The sequence below is a fragment of the Sandarakinorhabdus sp. genome, assembly GCF_031422795.1.
In the GTDB taxonomy this organism is placed as follows: Bacteria; Pseudomonadota; Alphaproteobacteria; order Sphingomonadales; family Sphingomonadaceae; genus Sandarakinorhabdus.
This window is the reverse complement of sequence record NZ_JANPML010000458.1, coordinates 1-5,928: the sequence shown is the minus strand read 5'-3', so window position 1 is coordinate 5,928 and position 5,928 is coordinate 1. Positions and strand designations below refer to the sequence as shown.

Sequence of the window (5,928 nt, the reverse complement as noted above, 5' to 3'; positions counted from 1 at the left end):
CTCACCTTCACGTCGCACTTTTATGGGGCGCGGCGCTCGGTGGGTTATGTGCCGTTCAATTCGGAAACGCTGGTCACCGGCAAATTGTTCGAGGATATCCGTGACGCCGTGCACGCGCAGGCCGATCCGGAAAAATACGATACGATCGTGGTGACCAATCTGTGCGTGCCAACCGCTTCGGGCGTGCCGCTGCAGCTGCTGCCCAACAGCATCAACGGCGTGCGCATCATCGGCATCGACGTGCCGGGTTTTGGCGTGCCAACTCATGCCGAAGCCAAGGACGTGCTGGCCGGCGCGATGCTGAAATATGCACGTGAGGAAATCATGGCCGGTCCGGTCGCGGCGCCTGCCGTGATGCCTGACAAACCGACCGTGACTCTGCTCGGCGAAATGTTCCCGGCCGATCCGGTGGGTATTTCGATGTTGCTGGAACCGATGGGCCTCACCGCTGGCCCGGTCGTGCCCACCCGCGAATGGCGTGAGCTTTATGCCGCGCTGGCCTCGCCCGTGGTGGCCTGCATCCACCCGTTTTACACGGCGGCCGTGCGGGAATTCGAAGCGGCCGGGCGCACCATGGTCGGCTCTGCTCCGGTGGGCCGTGACGGCACCGCCGCCTGGCTCGCCGCCATCGGCGATGCCTTCGGGCTTTCGGCTGACAAGGTGGCTGCCGCGCAGAACAAGTGGCTGCCGGCAATCGCGGGCGCGCTGGCGGCCAAGCCGATCAAGGGCCGCATCACGGTTTCGGGCTATGAAGGTTCGGAACTGCTGGTGGCGCGACTGCTGATCGAATCGGGTGCCGACGTGCCGTACGTGGGCACGGCTTGCCCGCGCACAAAATGGTCTGATCCCGACCGTGAGTGGCTGGAAGCCAAGGGCGTGCGCATCCAGTATCGCGCCAGCCTGGAACAGGACATCGCAGCGGTGGAAGAATTTCACCCCGATCTGTCGATCGGCACCACGCCGGTCGTGCAGTACGCCAAGACGCGCGCGATTCCTGGCCTGTATTTCACCAACCTCATTTCGGCACGGCCGCTGATGGGGCCGGCCGGCGCCGGCAGCTTGGCCCAGGTCATCAACGGCGCGCTGGGCAACAAAGGCCGGTTCGACATGATGAAGGACTTCTTCCAGGGCGTTGGCGAGGGCCATGCCGCTGGTATCTGGGAAGAAATTCCCGTTGATCGGCCGGAGTTCAAGAAGAAATATGCAGGCAAGATGATCGCCGCCGCCAAGGCGAGCGAAGCAATAGGAAACTGAGATGCTCGTTCTCGACCATGATCGGGCGGGGGGCTATTGGGGCGCCGTGTACAGCTTCACATCGGTGAAGGGCCTGCAAGTCGTCATCGATGGCCCGGTCGGTTGCGAAAACCTGCCGGTCACGTCGGTTCTGCACTATACCGACGGCCTGCCGCCGCACGAACTGCCCATCGTCGTTACCGGCCTAAGCGAGGATGAACTCGCCAAGACCGGCACCGAAGGCGCCATGAAGCGGGCGTGGCGTACGCTCGATCCGGCGCTGCCGTCGGTGGTCGTCACCGGCTCCATTGCCGAAATGATCGGCGGCGGCGTGACGCCGGAAGGCACCAGCATCGTCCGCTTCCTGCCGCGCACCATCGATGAAGATCAGTGGCAATCGGCTGACCGCGCCCTGACCTGGCTGTGGAAGGAATTCGGGCCCAAGAAGATGCCGGCGCCCAAGCTGCGCAAAGAGGGCGAAAAGCCGCTCGTCAACATCATCGGGCCGCAATATGGCACCTTCAACATGCCATCGGATCTGGCGGAAATCCGCCGCCTGATCGAAGGCATCGGTTGCGAAGTGAACCTGGTGTTCCCGCTGGGCACCCACCTCGCCGATATCCGCCGCCTGGCTGATGCGTCGGTGAACGTGTGCATGTACCGCGAGTGGGGGCGCAACCTGTGCGAGACGCTGGAGCGCCCCTATCTGCAGGCGCCCATCGGCCTCGCCAGCACCACGGCGTTCCTTGAAAAACTAGGTGAGCTGACCGGCGTCGATCCGGCCCACTTCATCGAGAAGGAAAAGCACACCACGATCAAGCCGTTGTGGGATTTGTGGCGCTCGGTCACCCAGGATTTCTTTGCCACGGCCAGCTTTGGCATCGTGGCCACTGAAACCTACGCCCGCGGCATGAAGGTGTTCCTGGAAGACGATATGGGCATGCCCTGCGCGTTCGCCTTTCAGCGCAACGCCGGCGTGAAGCCCGACAACGAAGCCGTGAAACAGGCCATCGCCACGTCGAGCCCGCTGATCGTGTTCGGCAGCTATAACGAGCGGATGTACATGGCGGAAACCGGCAGCCGTTCAATCTACATCAACGCCAGCTTCCCCGGCGCCGCCATCCGGCGCCACACCGGCACGCCCTATATGGGGTATTCCGGCTGCACCTGGATCATGCAGGAAGTGTGTAACGCGTTGTTCGATGCGCTGTTCTTCATTTTGCCGTTGTCGACGATGATGGACAAGGCCGAAGCCACCCCATCCCGCCTGCTGGAAGCGGTGTCGTGGGCAGATGATGCCCGGTCGGAACTTGATCGCCTTGTGGACAAGGAACCGGTGCTCGTACGCATTTCAGCGGCCAAGCGCCTGCGCGATGCTGCCGAGCGTGCCGCGCGCGATGCCGGCGAGAAAACCGTGACGGTCGACCGGCTGCATGCGGCCGTGCGGCTGTACGAAACGCAGGCCGCATAAATCGTCTTATATCGCTCAAAACACTGCTTTTCAGTGTTGCGTTCCGCGCCGACAGTGCGTTACACTGTCGCAGAGACATTAACGCACAGTCTCACTTTCTTTGCGGTGGAATCATCCTACGCCGCGAAGTCGCCGGTCGGGCGGGGCCATATCGGTCGCGTGCGGCGGAACCATCGGAGGAAAAGGCATGAGTGATAACAAGATTGGTCCGGGTACCTACCTGACCGACGCCGAAGCGCGAGAGTTCCACAAGGGCTTCGTCGTGTCGATGGCGTTCTTCGTGATCGTGGCTGTGATCGCCCACTGGCTGGTTTGGGTCTGGCGCCCCTGGCTCGGCTCGAAGCGTCCGTATGCGGCCGTGGAAATCCACCAGATCCAGCAGGCTGACGCTTCCAGCGTCGCCGCGCCCCACGCTTAAGGAGCGACGACCATGTGGAAGATCTGGCAAACTTTCAACCCGCAGCGCATCCTGACCGCCCTGGCGGTCTTCCTGTTCACGCTGGCTGTGCTGATTCACTTCATCCTGCTCAGCACCGAACGCTACAACTGGCTGGACGGCGCCGAGCCCAAGGCTGCAGCGGCCATCGCGGAAGCTACCCAGGCCGCCTGACAACCGTCGGGCAGCCGGGAAACCCGGTCAAGCGCGTGATGGGCGGGCAGGCACTGCCGCCCGCCCATCAGCACCCAAAACTTGACCGGTACCGCTGGCATATGATGGCTTGCGGGATATTGGGAGAGGTGCACCATGGCGGTGTTGAGTTTTGAACGGAAATATCGAGTTCGCGGAGGCACGCTGATTGGCGGCGACCTCTTCGACTTCTGGGTTGGTCCCTTTTACGTCGGTTTCTTCGGCGTCACGACCGCCTTCTTCGCTGCTTTGGGCACGTTCCTGATCATCTATGGCGCGGCCATCGGCGACACCTGGAACCCGTGGCTCATCAACATTGCGCCGCCTGATATCAGTTATGGCCTTAAAATGGCGCCGATGCGTGAAGGTGGGCTCTGGCAGATCGTGACGATTTGCGCAGTTGGCGCCTTTGTAAGCTGGGCGCTGCGTGAAGTGGAAATCTGCCGCAAGCTCGGCATCGGTTATCACGTGCCGGCGGCGTTTGGCATGGCCATCTTCGCCTATGTCACGCTGGTGGTGTTCCGCCCGCTGCTGATGGGTGCCTGGGGCTATGGCTTCCCCTACGGCATCTTCCCTCACCTCGATTGGGTATCGAACACCGGCTATCAGTATCTGCACTTCCACTACAACCCGGCGCACATGCTGGCGGTGAGCTTCTTCTTCACCACCACTCTGGCGCTTGGCTTGCATGGGGCGCTGGTGCTGTCGGCGGTCAACCCGGCCAAGGGCGAATCGGTGAAGTCGCCGGAGTATGAAGACACCTTCTTCCGCGATCTGATCGGTTATTCGGTTGGCACGCTGGGCATTCACCGTGTGGGCCTGCTGCTGGCAATGAATGCCGGCTTCTGGAGCGCGGTGTGCATCATCATTTCGGGTCCCTTCTGGTCACGTGGCTGGCCGGAATGGTGGACCTGGTGGCTCAACCTGCCGATCTGGCGTTGAGGACGGACAAGCACCATGGCTTATCAAAACATCTTCACGCAGGTTCAGCTCCGCGGTGAGCTGGAACCTGGCGTGCCACTGGGCCCGCACAACGACGCCCGCATTGGTCCCTTCGGCACATCGTGGCTGATGGGCAAACTGGGCGGCTTCCAGTTCGGCCCCGTCTATCTCGGCAAGCTCGGCCTGGCCTCATTGCTCACTGGCTTTATCGCCATCGAGATCATGGGTCTCAACATGCTGGCTTCGGTGAACTGGGATCCGATCCAGTTCGTACGCCAGTTCTTCTGGCTCGCGCTCGAACCGCCGCCGGCCAAATATGGTTTCACTGCCAACGTGCCGCTCAATGAAGGCGGCTGGTGGATTGGCGCCGGATTCTTCCTAACGGCATCGATTTTGCTGTGGTGGGGCCGCACATATGTGCGCGCCAAGGAACTTGGCATGGGCACGCACGTCGCCTGGGCCTTCGGTTCGGCGATCTGGCTCTATCTGGTGCTTGGTTTCATCCGCCCGATGATGATGGGCAGCTGGGCCGAAGCGGTGCCGTTCGGCATCTTCCCGCACCTGGATTGGACCGCGGCCTTCTCGATCCGCTACGGCAATCTGTTCTACAACCCGTTCCACGCCCTCAGCATCGCCTTCCTGTATGGCTCGGTCTTGCTGTTTGCCATGCACGGCGCGACCATTCTGGCAGTGGGCCGTTACGGCGGCGAACGCGAAATCGAACAGATCACCGATCGCGGCACTGCGTCAGAACGCGCTGCGCTGTTCTGGCGCTGGACGATGGGCTGGAATGCGACGATGGAATCAATTCACCGCTGGGCTTGGTGGTTTGCAGTGCTGACGACGCTCACCGGCGGCATCGGAATCCTGCTCACCGGCACGGTGGTCGACAACTGGTTTCTGTGGGCCGTCGATCACGGTTTTGCCCGCGAATATCCGGCAACCGGTGTCGTCGATCCCGCCACTCTTCCGGGAGCACCGCAATGAACGCGCTGAACAGGCTGGTTGCCATCGCTCTCCCGGCTCTTCTGCTGGCCGGCTGCGAACTCGGCAGCAAGGAACAGGAACAGGTCGGCCCGCGTGGCACCGCGCTGGTACTGATCAGCGATCCTGACACCAAGGCTAAGGTGGGCGAAGTGCCGGCCCCGCCCTATGAACTGACCGCGGAGATGATCGCCGGCGACCGGGCGAGCACGGCCTATGAGAACGTGCCCGTGCTGGGCAATGTCTCGGTAGACGAGTTCAACTATCTGATGCAGGCGATGACCACCTGGGTTTCGCCCGACGGCTCCAACATCAAGGACGCCGGCTGCACCTACTGCCACAACCCGGAAAACATGGCCTCGGATGAGAAATACACCAAGGTCGTGGCCCGCAAGATGTTGCTGATGACGCAGAACATCAACGCCAACTGGAAGCCGCACTTTGCGGGTCAAGCCAGTGATGGGCAGGAAAACGCCGGTGTCACCTGCTGGACCTGCCACCGCGGCAATCCGGTGCCGGTCAACAACTGGTCAACCGCAATGCCGGAACCGGGCAACATCACTGGCAAGAAATATGGCGGCAACACCCCGGCGAAATCCGTGGCCTATGCCTCGCTGAACTTTGATCCGTTCACGGATTATCTGGCCGGCAAGGAAAATATCCGCGTGGG

The 5,928-nt window shown here is 61.9% G+C and carries 7 protein-coding genes; all 7 read left to right on the top strand.

Annotation, left to right across the window (positions count from 1 at the left end):
* Positions 1 to 1,254 (top strand): chlorophyllide a reductase subunit Y (gene bchY, locus RMO81_RS15455; RefSeq protein ID WP_310476834.1); only part of this gene is annotated, 1,254 nt, incomplete at its 5' end.
* 1 nt (position 1,255) lies between these two features.
* Positions 1,256 to 2,704 (top strand): chlorophyllide a reductase subunit Z, encoded by a 1,449-nt coding sequence (gene bchZ, locus RMO81_RS15450; protein WP_310476833.1) that lies wholly within the window; start codon positions 1,256 to 1,258, stop codon positions 2,702 to 2,704.
* 187 nt (positions 2,705 to 2,891) lie between these two features.
* Positions 2,892 to 3,122, top strand: a complete 231-nt coding sequence (gene pufB / locus RMO81_RS15445; protein ID WP_310476832.1) for a light-harvesting antenna LH1, beta subunit — start codon at positions 2,892 to 2,894, stop codon at positions 3,120 to 3,122.
* A 12-nt stretch (positions 3,123 to 3,134) separates the two neighbouring features.
* Entirely contained in the window at positions 3,135 to 3,314 is a 180-nt protein-coding gene (pufA, locus tag RMO81_RS15440; RefSeq protein ID WP_310476830.1) for a light-harvesting antenna LH1, alpha subunit, read from the top strand.
* A 135-nt stretch (positions 3,315 to 3,449) separates the two neighbouring features.
* A complete protein-coding gene (gene pufL, locus RMO81_RS15435; RefSeq protein WP_310476829.1) occupies positions 3,450 to 4,274 on the top strand; it encodes a photosynthetic reaction center subunit L in 825 nt (274 codons plus the stop codon).
* 15 nt (positions 4,275 to 4,289) lie between these two features.
* Entirely contained in the window at positions 4,290 to 5,261 is a 972-nt protein-coding gene (gene pufM / locus RMO81_RS15430) for a photosynthetic reaction center subunit M (protein ID WP_310476828.1), read from the top strand.
* A partial coding sequence (gene pufC / locus RMO81_RS15425; RefSeq protein WP_310476827.1) for a photosynthetic reaction center cytochrome PufC occupies positions 5,258 to 5,928 on the top strand: 671 nt, incomplete at its 3' end. The genes pufM and pufC, both read left to right, overlap by 4 nt.